This is a genomic window from Citrobacter sp. wls613, from assembly GCF_005281195.1.
GTDB lineage: Bacteria > Pseudomonadota > Gammaproteobacteria > Enterobacterales > Enterobacteriaceae > Citrobacter > Citrobacter gillenii.
This window is the reverse complement of record NZ_SZXN01000041.1, coordinates 24,610-42,656: the sequence shown is the minus strand read 5'-3', so window position 1 is coordinate 42,656 and position 18,047 is coordinate 24,610. Positions and strand designations below refer to the sequence as shown.

At 53.4% G+C, this 18,047-nt stretch carries 20 protein-coding genes and 1 riboswitch; of the genes, 12 read left to right on the top strand and 8 right to left on the bottom strand.

The genetic code is table 11. From position 1 onward, the window contains the following. From pduJ to pduA, 8 genes are all read right to left on the bottom strand, one after another. Positions 1-208, bottom strand: a 208-nt coding sequence (pduJ, locus tag FDX01_RS06590) for a propanediol utilization microcompartment protein PduJ (RefSeq protein WP_249360892.1), incomplete at its 3' end; no start/stop codon positions are given. 19 nt (positions 209-227) lie between these two features. Then, complete coding sequence (locus tag FDX01_RS06585) at positions 228-578, bottom strand: glycerol dehydratase reactivase beta/small subunit family protein (protein ID WP_137399459.1); 351 nt, start codon at positions 576-578, stop codon at positions 228-230. Further along, positions 568-2,400: a diol dehydratase reactivase subunit alpha gene (locus FDX01_RS06580; protein WP_117343393.1), complete on the bottom strand. Its 1,833-nt coding sequence runs from the start codon at positions 2,398-2,400 to the stop codon at positions 568-570. Before FDX01_RS06580 ends, FDX01_RS06585 begins: the two co-directional genes overlap by 11 nt. Positions 2,401-2,415: 15 nt before the next feature. Then, positions 2,416-2,934, bottom strand: coding sequence for a propanediol dehydratase small subunit PduE (gene pduE, locus FDX01_RS06575; RefSeq protein ID WP_137399458.1), 519 nt, complete (start codon positions 2,932-2,934; stop codon positions 2,416-2,418). Between the two features lie 14 nt (positions 2,935-2,948). Then, positions 2,949-3,623: a propanediol dehydratase medium subunit PduD gene (pduD, locus tag FDX01_RS06570; RefSeq protein WP_096756649.1), complete on the bottom strand. Its 675-nt coding sequence runs from the start codon at positions 3,621-3,623 to the stop codon at positions 2,949-2,951. A gap of 10 nt (positions 3,624-3,633) precedes the next feature. Further along, positions 3,634-5,298, bottom strand: a complete 1,665-nt coding sequence (pduC, locus tag FDX01_RS06565; RefSeq protein ID WP_096756650.1) for a propanediol dehydratase large subunit PduC — start codon at positions 5,296-5,298, stop codon at positions 3,634-3,636. 18 nt (positions 5,299-5,316) lie between these two features. Beyond that, positions 5,317-6,129 (bottom strand): propanediol utilization microcompartment protein PduB, encoded by an 813-nt coding sequence (pduB, locus tag FDX01_RS06560; RefSeq protein WP_096756651.1) that lies wholly within the window; start codon positions 6,127-6,129, stop codon positions 5,317-5,319. Beyond that, entirely contained in the window at positions 6,129-6,410 is a 282-nt protein-coding gene (gene pduA / locus FDX01_RS06555) for a propanediol utilization microcompartment protein PduA (RefSeq protein WP_003030255.1), read from the bottom strand. The genes pduB and pduA overlap by 1 nt, the downstream gene beginning before the upstream one ends. Positions 6,411-6,935: 525 nt before the next feature. Between pduA and pduF the strand changes: the two genes are divergently transcribed. The 12 genes from pduF (at position 6,936) to FDX01_RS06495 (ending at position 18,037) form a co-directional block, all read left to right on the top strand. Then, a complete protein-coding gene (pduF, locus tag FDX01_RS06550; protein ID WP_096756652.1) occupies positions 6,936-7,745 on the top strand; it encodes a propanediol diffusion facilitator PduF in 810 nt (269 codons plus the stop codon). Positions 7,746-7,949: 204 nt separating this feature from the next. Next, the gene (pocR, locus tag FDX01_RS06545; protein ID WP_115258156.1) at positions 7,950-8,861 is read left to right on the top strand and encodes a regulatory protein PocR; all 912 of its coding nucleotides are present in this window, start codon (positions 7,950-7,952) and stop codon (positions 8,859-8,861) included. A gap of 331 nt (positions 8,862-9,192) precedes the next feature. After that, positions 9,193-9,368: riboswitch (cobalamin riboswitch) on the top strand. 87 nt (positions 9,369-9,455) lie between these two features. Further along, complete coding sequence (locus tag FDX01_RS06540; RefSeq protein WP_137399457.1) at positions 9,456-10,835, top strand: cobyrinate a,c-diamide synthase; 1,380 nt, start codon at positions 9,456-9,458, stop codon at positions 10,833-10,835. Then, positions 10,832-11,791: an adenosylcobinamide-phosphate synthase CbiB gene (gene cbiB / locus FDX01_RS06535; RefSeq protein WP_135911854.1), complete on the top strand. Its 960-nt coding sequence runs from the start codon at positions 10,832-10,834 to the stop codon at positions 11,789-11,791. The genes FDX01_RS06540 and cbiB overlap by 4 nt, the downstream gene beginning before the upstream one ends. Before the next feature lie 10 nt (positions 11,792-11,801). Further along, entirely contained in the window at positions 11,802-12,434 is a 633-nt protein-coding gene (locus FDX01_RS06530) for a cobalt-precorrin-8 methylmutase (RefSeq protein WP_096756656.1), read from the top strand. Further along, positions 12,431-13,579: a cobalt-precorrin-5B (C(1))-methyltransferase CbiD gene (gene cbiD / locus FDX01_RS06525; RefSeq protein WP_115258159.1), complete on the top strand. Its 1,149-nt coding sequence runs from the start codon at positions 12,431-12,433 to the stop codon at positions 13,577-13,579. The genes FDX01_RS06530 and cbiD overlap by 4 nt, the downstream gene beginning before the upstream one ends. Then, complete coding sequence (locus FDX01_RS06520; protein WP_115258160.1) at positions 13,564-14,169, top strand: cobalt-precorrin-7 (C(5))-methyltransferase; 606 nt, start codon at positions 13,564-13,566, stop codon at positions 14,167-14,169. Before cbiD ends, FDX01_RS06520 begins: the two co-directional genes overlap by 16 nt. Continuing rightward, positions 14,159-14,728 carry a decarboxylating cobalt-precorrin-6B (C(15))-methyltransferase gene (locus FDX01_RS06515; RefSeq protein WP_115258161.1) on the top strand — a complete coding sequence of 190 codons (570 nt, stop codon included), beginning with the start codon at positions 14,159-14,161 and terminating at the stop codon, positions 14,726-14,728. Before FDX01_RS06520 ends, FDX01_RS06515 begins: the two co-directional genes overlap by 11 nt. Next, positions 14,721-15,494: a cobalt-precorrin-4 methyltransferase gene (locus FDX01_RS06510; protein WP_117343322.1), complete on the top strand. Its 774-nt coding sequence runs from the start codon at positions 14,721-14,723 to the stop codon at positions 15,492-15,494. Before FDX01_RS06515 ends, FDX01_RS06510 begins: the two co-directional genes overlap by 8 nt. Then, positions 15,475-16,530 (top strand): cobalt-precorrin 5A hydrolase, encoded by a 1,056-nt coding sequence (gene cbiG / locus FDX01_RS06505; RefSeq protein WP_115258162.1) that lies wholly within the window; start codon positions 15,475-15,477, stop codon positions 16,528-16,530. The genes FDX01_RS06510 and cbiG overlap by 20 nt, the downstream gene beginning before the upstream one ends. Next, complete coding sequence (locus FDX01_RS06500; protein WP_096756662.1) at positions 16,530-17,255, top strand: precorrin-3B C(17)-methyltransferase; 726 nt, start codon at positions 16,530-16,532, stop codon at positions 17,253-17,255. Before cbiG ends, FDX01_RS06500 begins: the two co-directional genes overlap by 1 nt. Continuing rightward, on the top strand, positions 17,252-18,037 hold the full coding sequence (locus tag FDX01_RS06495; RefSeq protein ID WP_115258163.1) for a cobalt-precorrin-6A reductase: 786 nt from the start codon (positions 17,252-17,254) through the stop codon (positions 18,035-18,037). Before FDX01_RS06500 ends, FDX01_RS06495 begins: the two co-directional genes overlap by 4 nt. Positions 18,038-18,047 lie beyond the last annotated feature (10 nt).

Here is an 18,047-nt window from a genome sequence, read left to right as displayed (position 1 = left end):
CCTCGCCAACGGCGCTGGCGGCAGCGCTGCCAGCGTCTACAGCAGCTTTAACCGCGCCGACATCCCCACGAACCATGACGGTGATAAGGCCCGAGCCAATTTTTTCGTAACCAACCAACTGCACGTTAGCGGATTTCACCATGGCATCAGCGGCTTCAATAGCGCCGACAAGCCCTTTTGTTTCAACCAGTCCCAGTGCGTTATTCATACTGCTTTTCTCCTGTGGATTATGAGTGGCATTCCCGGAAGGGAATGCCTTTAACCAGCCGCGCAGCGTTATTGCCGATGCGCCGACAAGCGTGGCTATCTTGTTGATACGTCAGCGTAAAAAGTGGCGCTGAGGTCGGTAAATTTTTGTAGTGCACTACCAGTTGTTCCCGGTTACATCCAATGCCGACGAGCAGCGGTGACTGACATGCCGCCAGCCATGCGCTGTGGATGATGTCGGCGGAATGGCTCTCCTGAACCACAAAGGGGATCCCTTCTTCTTCAATACCCAGCAGGACGTCATTCCAGAGTGACATGTCCTCTCCCAGGGTGAAGATCACGATAGCCGGTGCGCTGAGGTTACTTTCCATGAGCAAATGCCTTGTACCAGGAGAGGATAAGCCCAGTTGCGACAGCATTTCGTGGGCCTTCGGTACCGCGAATATTGCCGCGACCCGCAACCAGCCGGTAGTGCGCCAGCGCATCCGTTACCAGCTGTGGAACTTCGAAGTCCAGAGAAGAGCCACCAACCAGAACCACAAACGGGATGTCGCGAATATTTCCTGTGGGGCTAACCTGACGAAGCGCTCTCAGCGCATTGGTGACAAAAACGCGTTCCTTGGCGCTGCGGCGAATGACGCGAACTTTCTCCAGAGCCAGGTCCCCAGGTAATGGCACCAGTTCATCGGGTTTCACCACACAGACCCGGGCGAATACCGTTGGCGGCAGGGGAGAAGGAAAGAACTGAACGCTGCCATCTTCGTGGCGAAGGTGGAACAGGCTTTCTACTTTCGCCAGCGGATATTTTTTGATCTCCTCGGCGAGGTAACGATCTTCCAGTCCCAGTTCACGGGCAATAATCATCGTGACCATATCGCCCGCACCCGCCAGGTGTGTGGCAATAATTTCGCCTTTTGGATTAATGATAGAGGCGTCAGTGGAACCTGCGCCGAGATCCAGAATGGCCAGCGGACGCGTCGTGCCCGGCGTAGTGAGGGCACCCAGGATGGCCGCTTCGGCTTCAGCGCCGCCTACCTGAACGTCGATGTTGAGCTTTTGCGTGATCTCCTGGGCTATCATCGCCATTTGCAGGCGATCTGATTTCACCATTGAGGCAATACCCACCGCCTGTTCCAGCGAGAACTCTCCGGCGAGTCCCCCCGTCACGCTGACGGGAACGGAGGTATCAACTGCCAATAAATCCTGGATGAAGATTTCATGGCTGGGCTTGTTGGTTAACTCCGCCATGGTCTGGCGTACATGTTCCAGCATGCCGCCAATATTGGTTCCTGCTTCGCCGATAACGTTATCAAGCCGTGGGCATTCGCCTACCGCCTTCATAATGGCTTCCGCGCCTGCGGCAACGTCGACGCGAACAGTACGTCCTTGCGACTGGAGTTCGAGGTTTCCGGCAGGAATGGCTCGCGCTTTTACATCGCCCGACGGTGTTTTCACGACGACCGCTGAGCGGTTACCAATCAGGGCACGTGCCATGGGGACAATATTTTTGGTCTCGTCCGCATTCAGGTTAAAAACAGTCGCAATCCCGTAAGGATTGGAGAGCGTTTCAATCACCTTTCCGGGGATGGCGACCTCAATGGCCGCCAGCATCCCTAACGGGATTCGATCGATATAGCGCACTTCGTCGACGATGGGCAGCGGCGTAGTAAGACGGTTGCTGACCAGCACGCCATCGTCCTGTTGCAAAATAACGCCGGTTAGCTGATATCCGGCGCGAACGGAGGCATTAATCATGGTGGCAACATCGGCAAAATCGAATGCTGATGACACCACCAGGATATAAGGCATATCCGCCGGACGGGTTAACAACTCTTCCGGCGTAATTGTGACGCCAACACCTAACCCGACCCCACCAGGTGTTTTAGGGTTGTGGCCTATCATGGTTGACTCGGTGATGATGGTTTCGGTGATCGTCTCCATCGCCACATCACCAATGACCGGCGTGGCTTCGTTAATACGGATGAGCGAAATATCGCTGACATTGATGCCTGCATTTTTTGCTGCAAGCGTAAGCGCCTCCTGAATACCAAACACATTACGTAACGTGCCCTTAATTCCAGTCGTTTCTGCCAGTGCGCTGGTTGTAATGCTCAGCGTGCCAGCGTCATCCAGAGTCGCGAGAGCGACTTCTGTTGATGAGTTGCCTATGTCAATGCCAGCTATATATCGCATCATTTTTCCCTAAAATTAATCGTCACCTTTGAGTTTCTTACGTTCGACGTACAGCACTGCTGCTTCACGCACGAAGGCTGCGCAAATCTTTGCCTGATAACGATTTTCGAGATCGTCGGCGATGGTCATCAGCTCGTCTTTGGTTGAGCGGTATGGGCGCAGGGCGTTGTAGATCTCAAGGATGCGATCGTCAGGCACCGCGGTCAGTTCTGCGGCACGTTCAAAGTTCATCGCCAGCCTGTCACGTCCGGCATCTTTGGCGATATCCGCCTGAATGCGCAGCGTTTCTGGTGTGATACGCATATCCTGTGCGGTGACCTTATTGCTCAGCACATTTTCGAGCGTGAAGTCATCCAGCGTTTTATTGGTGGCGGTTTTTACCCACTCAGGATGTTTATTGGCGAGCGGGTAATCCGTTACTTTCGCGGTATGCGCTGATGAACCAGTCGCGGCTGGAGTGACGGTCTCTCCCTGCAGACTGTTCATTCGGCTCAACACATCCCGAACCATCGATTCAATTGCGTCGGTATTCATGGAGTTATCCTTTATCAAAGCGCCACGCGCAGTTCCTGCGGGTTTTTGCCCGTCACGACGTATTTGGTCTCTTTAATGTGCAGAATGGCTGATTTCGCCTGGTACTTCGGACGCGCCATCTGATCATTCAACGTCGGGACCGGCTGTGGAGATTCACGCTTGGCGTAACGCGCGGCGTTCTTACCAATCTGGCGGTAGGTTTCCAGCGTCAGGAGTGGGGCCTGAGGGAACAGCTCCAGGTTAGAAAGCGGCGGTAACCCCTGCTGGTGGATAACCGTGGTGCCTTTAGACTGGATGCCGATTGAAATACCGGAACCACTCAGACGGTTACCTTCCACGGCGACAAACGCCACATCGGAGGATTTAAAGCAGCGGATGACGCGTGCTTTAATGCCTTCTTCTTCAATACCCGCGATCACTTCGCGCAAAATATTCTTGTGCGGAATACCGACGATATTGACGGTCTGCGAGAGCCCAAACGCCGGACCAACGGCAATAATCACTTCATCCTGCTGCTGACCCTGTTTGGCTTCGCCAATTTCGGTCAGAAAACTGTCACCTGGCGCGGTTGCCATCTGCGGTGCGGTTGCCGCGGCAGACGAGCGGAAAGAAACAGGCTTATCGCTGGTCTGCATTTCAGACAGCACATCTTCAATTATCTGGCGCAGCAGCTTTTCATTGATTTCCATAGTTCACCCCTTAGCCAAGCTCGTTGGGATCAAGTGCGCCGGGGATGTTTTTAATTTCTTCCCAGCGTTCGCCTTGCAGGCGATAACCTGTTGCCGGACCGGCATAATCGTTGACGTCATTCACCGCGGAAAGCACCTGTCCGTCGCCGACGATAATGGCGGAGGTATGCAGATAGTCTCCGGTTAACTTGGCTTTCTGGATGTTGAGCATATCCTGAGCAACATCGGTAAATCCGCCCTGGGCCAGGGCTTTCACCACTTCCAGTCCGTTGCGGTTTTTGCTGATGATCTCTTGCGCAAACTTAATGTCTTCAACGATGTTACGTTCTGGCATATCTTTCGAGCCGTGGGCGTAAGTTGCGGCTTCAACTTCTTCATCGGTGATGGGGGGCAATCCCATTCCAGCAAACACTGCCTGCAGTGCGCGGGCCGCTTTGTTACGAATGGCGATGACGTCTTCTTCACGCACCGGACGCAAACCCCCGTCGACTTTCAGGTCACGCTGGAGAACGTTGTAGTCGTCAAAGTCTTCGGCATCTTCGTTAGAGCCTGCAAACATGTTGTCGTAGTTCGGCACGGCGGAATAACCGGAAGAGATGAAGTCAGTTCCTGGCAGGAATTGCATCAGCAAACGCGCGGTACGGCGCATATCCGAGTGGGTAAAGGTTTGGTCGTTACTGGAGGCGCATTCGAGATCCAGTGACGAGCAGATCAGGTTTTCTGCCAGCACTGCGCGGATACCTGACGGTACGGCGGAAGGGACGCCGATGCAGCTAACGGACCCGTTCTGTAAACCCTGCACGCCAGCGGCTTTGGTGATGTAAATGCAGCGGGCTTCCAGATACAACATGGATTTGCCTTCTGCATAACCCATCTGCACTTCTGAGCCTGAGCCTGAGGTAAAGCGCATTTTCAGACCGCGTGAGGCATAAGAAGAGGCCAGGAAGCCTTTTGACCATGGGGTGTCGTCACCATCGGTAAAGACCGGCTCAGTACCGTACACGGAAATCGTTTCTGCATAGCAGGTATGGCCTAACATGCCGAGTTTGAGCTCGGTGGCTTCTTCCAGTGAGCACTGGGTTAATACGCCGGGACGCCCAACCTGTGAACCGACCAGCAGAGCAATAGCGTTAAACGGGGCATAGCGTGCCACGGCAACGGTTGTTTCCTGCTCGTCAAATCCACGCCATGCGCCTTCTGCTGCATCGGCCGCAATCTGCACCGGGTTGTCTTTAACGTTGGTGACGTGCGCTTGTTGAGAAGGGGTTCTGCGGGCACGCATTTTCTGCATCGACATCATCATTTCGACGACGTTCATATGCGAAACCACTTCGACAATTTTTGCCGGTGTCATCGCGGTGGTCAGCGGAACGATGTCTTTGCGTTTCACATTAGGATCGCAGAGCATATTGGCGAGTTTGACCGAGTCCATCGCCATCACTTCTTCAGCGCGCGCCAGATTAATACCGTAGCGGGCAATGAAATGGTCTATCAAATCAAATTCACTGGCGGCTTTACCATCCAGTTCGGTGACCATACCGTTAACGATTTTTATGGACGGTTTTGGGTCGTTCGGGCTTTCCATCGCAATGAAGCCTTCTTCGATCCACTCCTTAACGAAGCCGTCCTGATTCACAGGGCGTTTCGCCAGTGCTTCAAATCTTTTCGATCTCATGAATCAGCCTCACGGGTATCAGATGTAGGACGGACGATCGTTTTTCGGTTCTGAGCCGAGGGTCGCAAGCACGGTTTTACCGATTTCGCGCGCGGAGATGACGGCCTGACGTACGGCGCCAGAGTCACCGGAAATAACCAGAATGGCTTCGTTACTGAAGCTGGTACCATGGGCAGGGGAGCTATAAGCCACCACTTCGACGTTGGCCGATTTCAGTGCGGTATCGGCCATCAGTACACCAACCGATGCCGGTGCGCCGACGATCACACCACAGGCACGACCAATGGGTGCGCCGAAGGCTTTTTCCAGCGCATAGCTGGCACGTGCGGTGTATTGCATTTCGATGTGACCGGCTTCATTGGCGTAGACATCACCAAATGTGCGATCCAGTTCTTTCAGCGCGACTTCAATTCCGCGTTTTACGTCGGAAACATCGTTGCCGCCGAGGATAATCAGTGAACCGTGGCCTGCTCCGCCTTTGGTATCTCTCGGAAGCTCAATGCTCACCACTTCAGTATTGGTGGCTTTTACTGCTTCATCCGCGGCCATGATATGGGGGCCTGCGCCGGTACGGGCGCCTAGAATGCCAATGGAGCGATAGCGTTTTTCAAGCTTCATCGCGTCCAGTAAGGCGCTGTCGACGTTGGCGATCACCAGACCGACGGTGTCGCCAATCGCGGTGCCGACAAATTCCGTTAAACTGCAGCTTTTCTCTGCCATAGCCGTCTCTCGTGTTGGAAGATTATTTTCAGGGATAGCCTTGTGTTCTGGCGTTGCCACTCGAGCAATCACCTGCGCCATGATCTGTTCAACCAGCTCATTGCTGCTCATCAGCTAATTCCCTTCGGTAAGATTTTTTCGACATCGGTATGAGGACGTGGGATCACGTGTACGGCTTTCACTTCACCCACATTACGTGCGGCAGCGGCGCCTGCATCTGTTGCCGCTTTTACCGCGCCAACATCACCGCGAACAATCACGGTGACCAGCCCTGAACCAATTTTTTCGTAGCCGACCAGCATCACATTGGCTGACTTCACCATTGCATCTGCGGCCTCTATGGCTGCAGTTAAGCCTTTGGTTTCTACCATTCCTAACGCTTCTTGTTGCATAAAGACCTCGCCTGGGTTGTTCCGATTTTCATGACTATAAAAAGAAGCGAGGAAAAAGAATGGCTGACTTGAAACGGAGAGTGAAAAAATAGTAAGCGATCGGTGATATAAAATTGCTTGATATTCTTTTACCTGATTGTTTTTAAATGTTTTTTATTATTTTGTGGATGTGAAAATTTGGTTATGTCAATACCAGATTTACATTTTTGCTAGTGACACGATAAATATCATTTGCTATGCGGGGGAAATGAAATTGTGATGTTTGTTTGAAAACAGAAATCTGCTGTTGGCAATATTTTATTATTTTTATAATGCGTTTTTAATAGGGCTAATGCCCGTTTTTGTTAGCTGTTTTAATAATGCTGACAGCAAGAATTTGTTATCACTACACGATTTTAAAAAGGTGGAAGTGCTCAGATTGCCAACAATTTGCCGACGGCGCTTTTTATAGTAAGCCTTGAAGTACTCTACTGCCAGCAGGGAGTCCGCTGGTACAGACACGAACTCTGCTTAGAAGGTGTCACAATGAACGATTCACTAAAAGCGCAATGCATTGCCGAGTTTTTAGGTACCGGGCTGTTCCTGTTTTTTGGCATTGGATGCCTGAGTGCCCTTAAGGTGGCCGGTGCGAGTTTAGGGTTATGGGAAATATGCATCATTTGGGGTCTTGGGATTTCGCTGGCGGTCTACCTGACTGCCGGAATATCCGGGGCACACCTCAACCCTGCGATTACCATCGCTCTGTGGCTGTTTGCCTGTTTCCCTGGGCGTAAAGTTTTACCCTATACGGTCGCGCAAGTCGCGGGTGCCTTTGGCGGCGCGTTGCTGGCCTATTTGCTGTACGGCAGTTTATTCATTGAATATGAGACGGCGCACCATATGGTTCGTGGCAGTCTTGAAAGCCTGCAACTGGCCAGTATTTTTAGTACTTATCCGGCCTCTGCGCTTAGCGTATGGCAAGCGGCGCTGGTGGAAGTGGTCATCACGTCCATTCTGATGGGTATGATTATGGCGCTGACGGACGATGGCAATGGGGTGCCTAAAGGTCCTCTCGCGCCATTGCTGATTGGTATTCTGGTTGCCGTCATCGGTGCATCAACAGGTCCGCTCACAGGATTTGCCATGAATCCGGCGCGTGATTTTGGTCCTAAGTTGTTTGCCTGGTTTGCCGGATGGGGAGATGTTGCGATGACGGGGGGACGCGATATCCCATACTTTATCGTCCCGATTGTGGCACCGATCATCGGTGCGTGCGCCGGGGCAGCAATTTATCGTTACTTTATTGGCAAAAATTTACCGTGTAATACTTGTAAGCTGGAGGAAAATGAGAACTAGCTTCATGGAAATTGTTTATTTCTGAAATGCAAAAACTGATTTCGTGATCCGGTTTCCTGAACAGCTTAAAAAGTCTCCCCACAATGGGAGACTTTTGTTATGGTCCATTAACACCTTTTATCATTGCGTCTAATAGCGAGATGAAAAGTGAATGTAAACAATATGTTTTTATTTATAACAATAAATTAACTGAGAGGTTTTATCATGATTTCTGCGAGCGCCCTGAACTCAGAACTCATTAATAAAATCGCACAGGATTTTGCACAGGCCACCAGTCTGGCCGTTGTGGTTGTCAATATTCACGGTGATGAAATTTCTGAACTCTTTAATTTTACCCCTTTCTGCCAGTTGATGCGCCAGCATCCGCAGCACAGCACGCGATGCCGTATGAGCGATCGTTGTGGGGGCCTTGAAGCATCAAAATCAGACCAGCCGTGTATTTATCGCTGTCATGCCGGCCTTACTGATTTTTCTATCCCTTTGGTGATTGCAGGCCACTTGGTCGGTTTTGTTTTATGCGGTCAGGTGCGCTTAAGCAATGACGTAGGCCTGGTTGATATTTTGAATGTCGATGATCGCTGGCAAGCCGATCCCGAACTGCTCAATGAATTTCGTAATGTTCCGGAAATGGACTATTCTCGCGTCATCGCCTCTGCAGATTTGCTGAAGTTGATTGTTGAAAATTGCCTTAAAAAACAATTGAATTTCGTTGTCATTAAAGACAGTCCACAGCAGTCAGAGTCGGTGCGTTCAACCCGTAGCCCGACTCCGCATGACAGCAAAATGAAAAAAGCGTTGCGCTATATCGACGCACATTTGTCGGATGAGCTTCGTCTCGAGGAGGTGGCTTCGCATGTTTATCTCAGCCCGTACTATTTCAGCAAGCTGTTCAAAAAATATCAGGGGATCGGTTTTAATGCCTGGGTAAACCAACAGCGAATGGCAAGTGCTAAAGAGTTGCTTTGTCATAGTGACTGGAGTATTGCCAGTATTGCGCGAAATTTAGGCTTTTCGCAAACCAGTTATTTTTGCAAAGTTTTCCGCCAGACATACCAGGTGACGCCGCAGGCTTTTCGCCAGCAAATTAGTGTTGTTTCGTCCGAAGAGTCAGCATAAATAGCAATATTTTGCTATTGCCGATTTTTGATATCGTATTGTATGTCCGTCATTATAAAATGAAAAATAAGGATAGAAGACAATAAATTGTCATAGCGCAACAAAGTAATAGTGTCTGAAGGATAAACTGCACCAGTTTTTATTTTTGTGATGAGATACAGTGTCTGTATGAATGACTTTCTTTATTATTAATTGAAGCTTTCATACGGAATGCAAACTTAAGAATAAGCTGAATGACGCCATAACATTGGCTGAATGAGCGTAAAAGATATTTAAATGAATTTTTGTCATGAGGTGTGTTAATTCATCTCATGCCTGGAGCTTAATAGAATTTGCTCCTGAGCTGACAGGTTTACCACGTTTGTGGTAGGGAAGGGGGTGAGAATCCCCCGCAGCCCCCGCTGCTGTGATGCTGACGACCCCGTATAGACCACTGATCGCGAGATTGGGAAGGACGGGTGAGAATGACGCTAAGCCAGAAGACCTGCCTGTCAGTGACTACCAACAACTTCGGTGGGAAGTGGGTTGCTCAGATGCATACAGTCGAAAGACTGGGTATCTCTACACCCCTACCACCCTGAACAGGATCAGGGTATGGCGGCCAATTTTCGCGCGTTTGTTCTTGCAGGTACCGGAAGCGGCTGTGGTAAAACCACGGTAACGCTGGGCTTGTTGAGTCTGCTGAAAAAACGCGGTTTGCGCGTCCAGCCTTGCAAAGTCGGTCCTGATTATCTGGATACCGGCTGGCATACCGCCGTATCTGGCACAGCCTCCCGCAATCTTGATAGCTTCATGCTCCCCACTTCCACGCTGAACGCCTTATTTTGCGAACATATGCAGCATGCGGATATCGCCGTCATCGAAGGCGTTATGGGGTTGTATGACGGTTATGGTACGGACCCCAATTACTGCAGTTCCGCCGCGATGGCGAAGCAGCTGGGCTGTCCGGTCATTTTGCTGGTGGACGGTAAAGCCGTCTCAACGTCAATTGCTGCCACGGTGATGGGATTCCAGCATTTTGATCCAACGCTGAACATTGCTGGCGTGATTGTTAACCGGGTAAACAGCGAAACGCATTACCAGCTACTTAAAGTCGCCATCGAACTCTACTGTTCGATACCGGTATTGGGCTATGTTCCCCGCGTGGATGGCGTGGCGCTCCCTGAGCGTCATCTGGGACTGGTGACCGCGCGGGAATCAATCGTCAATCAGTTGCCGTGGCAGGAATTTGCAACAACGCTTGAGCAAACGTTAGATATCGACGCGCTGCTGGCCTTAAGCCAGTTAGACACCCCACCGGTGGGCGAATGGCCCGCGCTTCCTGCCGCCGATGCCGGAGCTGGACTGACGCTTGCCATTGCTGATGACGAAGCATTCAACTTCTACTATCCGGATAACATTACGCTACTGGCGCGCACGGGCCTCAATATTGTCCGTTTCAGCCCGCTACACGATAGCCGTCTCCCTGATTGCCAGATGATCTGGCTAGGGGGCGGATACCCTGAGCTGCACGCTGCCGGGCTTGCCCGAAATTCCACCATGCTGGCGCAACTGCGTGCGGCTCATCAGCGCGGTGTGGCGATTTACGCGGAGTGCGGTGGTCTGATGTATCTGGGGAGTTCGCTGGAAGACAGCGACGGCGATATCTGGCCGATGGCGGATATTATTCCCGGTCACAGCAAGATGGGCAAACGTCTGACCCGATTTGGCTATTGTGAAGCGCAGGCCGAACAACAAACCTTACTCGCTGCGCCCGGTGACGTGCTGCGCGGACATGAATTTCACTATTCCGATTTTACCCCTCAAACCCAGGCCGTGATGAGCTGTCGCAAAGTTCGCGATGGCGAAACGTTACAGGCGTGGTCTGGCGGTTGGCAGGTTGGCAATGCGTTTGCCAGCTACCTGCACGTTCATTTTGCTCAGCGTCCTGAGATGCTTAATCACTGGCTGGACGCCGCGAGGAGCGTGAAATGACACTGCTCGCGTGGTGTGTCGCCTGGCTGCTTGATTTTATCATTGGCGATCCGCAGAGCTGGCCGCATCCGGTACGTTGGATTGGCAATCTCATTACCACTGTGCAGCGCCTGGTGCGCCGCTACTGCCATAGCGATGGCATGCTGCGTATCGGTGGCGCAGTGCTGTGGGTTGTGGTGGTCGGCGTGACCTGGGGCGTTTCATGGGGCGTACTGGCGCTGGCGCAATCGCTTCATCCGTGGCTAGGGTGGGGCGTCGAGGTGTGGATGATCTTTACCGTGTTGGCTGGCCGCTGCCTGGCGAATGCCGCACGAGATGTCGAACGTCCACTGCGTGCCAATAATCTCACAGAAAGTCGGGAAAAACTCTCCTGGATTGTGGGGCGTGACACCTCACAATTACAGCCGAAACAGATCAATCGCGCGGTGGTGGAAACCATCGCTGAAAACACCGTGGACGGCATCATTGCACCGCTGTTCTTCCTGTTTCTCGGCGGTGCCCCGTTGGCGATGGCCTACAAAGCGGTGAACACCCTGGACTCCATGGTTGGCTATAAAAATGAAAAGTACCGTGCTATCGGGATGGTCAGTGCGCGACTGGATGATGTCGCGAATTTGATTCCTGCCCGACTGGGGTGGCTGTTGCTCGGGTGCGCTGCATTTTTATGCCGTAAAGACGGCTTCGGTGCATTACACATTGGTTGGCGCGATCGCTACAACCACAGCAGTCCAAACTGTGCCTGGTCCGAGGGGGCCGTTGCCGGGGCATTAGGCATTCGACTGGGTGGTCCTAACGACTACTTTGGCGAGCGCGTTGAGAAACCGTGGATCGGTGATGCACAACGAGACATTTCAGTAGACGACATTTCCCAAACGATACGATTGATGTGGGTAGCATCGACCCTGGCTCTGGCGCTATTTATTGCGCTGCGGTGGCTGTTGGTCGGTGTGGCCTGAGGACAAAACAATGCAATACATTCAGCAACCCCAGGCGATTGAAGCCAAAAGTTTCGACATCATTGGCGACATTATTCGTGAAACCCGCCCGGACTATCAGTTTGCCAGCCCATTACATGAGGCCATCATCAAGCGGGTGATCCACACCACCGCTGACTTCGACTGGCTGGACATTTTGTGGTTTTCCGATGATGTACTGGCGCAGTTTTGCGCCGCGTTAAACCGATCAAGCGTGATTTATACCGATACTACGATGGCCCTTTCCGGGATCAACAAAACGTTGCTGGCAAAATTCGGCGGAGAATGCCGCTGTTACATCAGCGACCCGCGAGTGGTGCGCGCCGCAAAAGAACAGGGTATCACTCGTTCGATGGCCGCCGTCGACATTGCGGTTCAGGAAGAGGGCGAAAAGCTGTTTGTCTTTGGCAATGCGCCGACGGCGCTGTTCCGCCTGATGGAACACGATGTTGCCGTGAGCGGCGTGGTCGGTGTGCCGGTAGGGTTTGTCGGCGCGGAGGAGTCGAAAGATGCGCTGACGAAAAGTCATCTGCCTGCCATAGCTGCCCTGGGCCGCAAAGGCGGAAGCAACGTCGCAGCCGCTATCGTCAACGCGATGCTCTACCACATGCAGGGGGCGCGATGAGCGACCAACCCTTTGACGCACCGGTATGGCACAACGGTAAAGCGCTGCGCAAAGGGTACACCACCGGATCGTGTGCGACGGCAGCAGCCAAAGTCGCTGCATTGATGGTATTGCGTCAGCATTTGATCCATCAAGTATCCATAGTCACCCCGTCCGGGGTCACGCTATGCCTGAACGTTGAGTCGCCGCACATTGAAGGGCAGCAGGCGATTGCCGCTATTCGTAAAGACGGCGGCGATGATGTGGACGCCACCCACGGGATGCTGATTTTTGCTCGTGTGACGCTAGACGATAGCGGCGAAATAGCGCTGCAGGGCGGCGAAGGTGTCGGCACGGTCACCCGCAAAGGAATTGGCCTACCGGTAGGCAGTTCGGCAATCAATCGCACGCCGCGTCAGACTATTGAGTCAGCGGTTCGCGAGGCGATCGGCCCAAATCGTGGGGCACAGATTGAAATTTTTGCCCCGGAAGGTGAAGAGCGGGCGCAGAAAACCTACAACTCGCGTCTGGGTATTCTGGGCGGCATTTCCATTATCGGCACCACCGGCATTGTTACGCCCATGTCGGAAGAGAGCTGGAAGCGTTCATTGTCGCTGGAGTTGGAAATCAAACGTGCGGCGGGACTTGAACACGTGGTGCTGGTGCCGGGTAACCATGGCGAACGTTTTGTCCGCGAACAGATGGGGATTGACACGCAGGTGGTGGTCACCATGAGCAACTTTGTCGGCTACATGATTGAAGAGGCCGTCCGCCTTGGGTTCAAACAAATCGTTCTCGTCGGACATCCGGGCAAGCTCATCAAAATTGCAGCGGGTATTTTCCATACCCACAGCCATATTGCCGACGCACGTATGGAAACTCTGGTCGCCCACCTGGCGCTGCTCGGTGCGCCGCTGGAATTACTGACGTTGGTCAGCGACTGCGATACCACCGAAGCCGCGATGGAGCACATCGATGCCTACGGTTTTCAGCATATTTACGATCATCTGGCTAAACGTATCTGCATGCGTGTCCTGCAGACTTTGCGTTTTACCAAAAATCCGCCGACCTGCGACGCCATCATGTTCTCTTTTGATAACCAGATCCTCGGCAGCAACCGCCCGGTCACAGAGATTGCGCAGGAGATGACATGCTTACCGTTGTAGGGATGGGACCCGCGGGGTTGCATTTGATGACGCCCGCAGCACGCGAGTCTGTCGCCACGGCGGATGTGCTGGTCGGTGGTAAACGGCATTTGCAGCAGTTCCCGGATTTTACCGGCGAGCGGTTTGCCCTTGGCGCCAATATCCCGGAGTTATTAACCTGGATTGGCGAGCATCAGGGGAAGCATGTAGTGGTACTGGCCTCTGGCGATCCGTTGTTCTACGGCATTGGCACCCGGATGGTGGCGCATTTTGGCATTGAACATGTGCGCATTATTCCTGGCATCAGTGCGGTGCAATATCTGTGCGCGCAGTCCGGTATTGATATGAACGACATGTGGCTGACCAGTAGCCACGGCCGTAGCGTCTGTTTCGATGAACTGGCACGACATAACAAGGTGGCGATGGTCACGGATGCCCTGTGCGGTCCGCGCGAAATTGCACATCAGCTTATTGCCCGTGGTAAGGGGCATCGCTGGATGGTGATTGGCGAAAACCTGGCAATGGAAAATGAACGCATCCACTGCCTGCCGCTCAGTGAAATTAATGCCGACTATGACATGAATGCAGTGGTGATCCTCGATGAAAGATGAGCTTTTTCTGCGTGGAGAGAAGGTGCCGATGACCAAAGAAGCGGTACGTGCACTTGCCCTCTCAAAACTTGAATTACACCGTGCCACGCACCTGATTGATATTGGCGCAGGAACCGGCAGCGTGTCGATAGAAGCGGCGTTGCAATATCCATCGCTACGCGTGACGGCGATTGAGCGTAACCCGGCGGCACTCAGACTGCTGGACGAGAATCGCCAGCACTTTGCCTGCGCCAACGTTGATATTTATCCCGGTATCGCGCCGATGACCATCGCGGAAAAAGCTGATGCCATCTTTATGGGCGGCAGTGGTGGTCACTTGACCGACCTGATCGACTGGTCGATGCGCCAACTGCATCCCGCCGGACGGCTGGTAATGACCTTCATTCTTCAGGAAAACCTGAATACCGCGCTGGCGCATCTGGAGCACCTTGGCGTGCAGGGTGTGGACTGCCTGCAAATGCAGGTGTCATCACTGACCACGCTTGGCAGTGGCCACTATTTCAAACCGAATAATCCCGTTTTTGTTATCGCCTGTCAGAAGGAAGGAAACCATGTCTGAGATATTTGATCCCCGTAGTGTGTGGTTTGTTGGCGCTGGTCCTGGCGATCGCGAGCTGATTACCCTCAAAGGTTACCGGTTGCTGCAGCAGGCGCAGGTGGTTATCTATGCCGGATCGCTGATTAATACCGAACTGCTGGAATATTGCCCACCTGACGCTGAGTGTCACGACAGCGCCGAACTGCATCTGGAACAAATCCTCGACCTGATGGAAGCCGGTGTAAAAGCGGGTAAAACGGTTGTGCGTCTGCAAACCGGCGACGTCTCGCTGTACGGCTCGGTCCGCGAGCAGGGTGAAGAGCTGACCAAACGCGGGATTGAATGGCAGGTGGTGCCAGGCGTCAGCGCGTTCCTCGGGGCAGCGGCAGAACTCGGCGTCGAGTATACGGTACCTGAAGTGTCGCAGAGTCTGATCATTACCCGTCTTGAAGGTCGTACGCCGGTACCGGAGCGCGAACAACTGGAGGCGTTTGCCAGTCACCAGACGTCAATGGCGATTTATCTTTCCGTCCAGCGTATCCATCGGGTGGCTGAGCGTCTGATTGAAGGCGGTTATCCGGCGACCACGCCAGTGGCGGTCATCTATAAAGCCACCTGGCCTGAAAGCCAGACCGTACGTGGCACCCTTGAGGATATTGGCGACAAAGTGCGCGATGCGGGGATCCGCAAAACGGCGCTTATTCTGGTCGGCAACTTCCTGGGCTCGGAGTATCACTACTCCAAACTCTATGCGGCGGACTTTAGCCATGAATACCGTAAAGCCTGAGTCTATCGCGTTGTTCTGCCTGACGCCCGGCGGTGTTTTGCTGGCGAAGCGTCTGGCGGCAATGCTACCGGTGACCTGTTTCACCAGTGAAAAATTGCTGGAGGAGGGATTTCTTCCCTTCGAAAACGGGTTTGCCAATGCGGCCCGCGATGCGTTTGCGAACTATTCGGCGCTGATTTTTATCGGCGCGACCGGTATTGCGGTACGTGTGCTGGCCCCGCTGGTTAACGACAAGTTTTGTGACCCGGCGGTGGTCGTGATCGATGAGCGTGCGCAGCATGTCATCAGCCTGCTGTCGGGCCATGCGGGGGGCGCTAACACGTTGGCGCGCTACCTGGCGGGCATGCTGGGTGCGGATCCGGTGATCACCACGGCGACGGATGTGAATGACATGGCGGCCCTTGATACGCTGGCGTTTCAACTGAATGCGCGAATGACCGACTTCCGTTCGGTGGTAAAAATCGTTAATCAGATGCTGGTCAGCAACAAGCGGGTTGGCCTGTGGTGGGACGACGAACTGGCGCAGGACGTCAGTCATTGCGATCGTCGTGGTTTCATCACGGTGACTGACCTGAACCAACTCCCTGAACTCGATGCGCTGATTTGCATCACCTTGCGGACCGATCTCCCCGAGTTGCCCCTTCCGCACTGGAAGTTGGTGCCACAGCGGGTTGTCGCCGGGATTGGCTGTCGTCGCGATACGCCGTTCCCGCTGTTAGCTGAACTGCTTTCCCGCCAACTTGAAGCCCAACGGCTCGATCCGTTGGCACTAAAAGCCATCGGCAGCATTACGCTGAAAAAAGATGAACAGGGGCTTATCCAACTGGCTTCCTGCTGTCGCGTACCTTTCGAAACCTTTACTGCTGACGCGCTGCGTGAGCATGAACACCGTTTTCCTGCCTCATCGTTTGTGCGTAAAACGGTCGGGACGGGGAGCGTCTCCGGTCCTGCAGCCTGGCTGCTGAGCCATGGACAACTGTTAGGCGAGACCCTGCGTGAACAGGGCGTCACTATTACTTTGGGAGTTTCACACTGATGTTAACCGTAATTGGAATTGGTCCTGGCTCGCAGGCAATGATGACCATGGAAGCCGTTGAAGCACTGAAAGCGGCAGAAATTATCGTGGGTTACAAAACCTACACCCACCTGGTAAAAGCCTTCACCGGCGATAAGCAGGTGATCAAAACCGGGATGTGCAAAGAGATAGAACGCTGCCAGGCTGCGATTGAGCTAGCGCAGGCCGGTCATAACGTGGCGCTAATCAGCAGCGGCGATGCCGGAATTTACGGCATGGCCGGGCTGGTGCTTGAGCTGGTCAGCAAGCAGAAACTGGATGTTGAGGTCAAGCTAATTCCAGGGATGACTGCCAGCATTGCCGCCGCCTCTTTGCTCGGTGCTCCGCTGATGCACGACTTCTGCCATATCAGTTTAAGCGACCTGTTAACACCGTGGCCGGTGATTGAAAAACGCATTGTGGCTGCGGGCGAAGCTGACTTCGTGATTTGTTTCTATAACCCGCGCAGCCGTGGCCGCGAAGGGCATCTGGCACGTGCTTTTGAGCTGCTTTCTGCCAGCAAAAGTGCACAAACGCCGGTGGGTATCGTGAAGTCAGCCGGACGTAAAAAACAGGAAAAATGGCTGACCACGCTCGGCGAAATGGACTTTGAACCGGTGGATATGACCAGCCTGGTGATTGTCGGCAACAAAACGACCTACGTTCAGGATGGCCTGATGATCACCCCACGTGGTTATGTACTGTGAATTACGGTGATGTGCTGGTCATGGGCGGTACCAGCGATGCGCGCATGCTTTGCCAGCAACTGGATGCGGCGAACGTGGCTTATACCCTGTCGGTAGCCACCCCAACGGGGAAACAGCTGGCGGGCGATATTAAAGGTCAGGTGCGCTGCGGACGTCTGGAGCGGGAACACATGGTTGCCTGGCTGCAGGAAAACCGTACGCGCTGGGTGATTGATGCCTCACATCCGTATGCCGAAGTGGTGAGTCGTAACATCATGAGCGCCTGTGAAGCGGCGGGCGTGCTGCTGAGCCGCTATCAGCGCCCTGAGCAGTTGAGTGGCTTAACGCATCCGCATCTTTATACCGTGCAGAGTATTCAGCAAGCCTGCGACGTGGCGCGTCGCTTTGGCGAACGAGTGCTGCTAACCACCGGCAGCAAAGATCTGGCTATCTGGCGCGCGGGGCTGCCGGAAAAAACACTGCTGGCCCGCGTACTGCCGGTGCCTGACGTTATCCAGCAATGCGCCGATTTAGGATTTGGCGTTGGCGAAATATTCGCCCTGTGCGGGCCGTTTAGTGCTGAGTTTAATGCCGCTTTTTACCGTCAGTGTCTGGCTGACGTGGTCATCACCAAAGCATCGGGTGCTGAAGGTGGTTATCAGGAAAAAGTACAACCCTGTCTGGATGCCGGGATCCCCTGCATCGTGATTACACGTCCGGCACCGTTGGTGACGGGAGAAGAATTACTGGATAGTCAGGCCGCATTTGCGGCGCGTTTAGCGCGCTGGCTGGCTGTGGCTTAAGGAGTTAGAG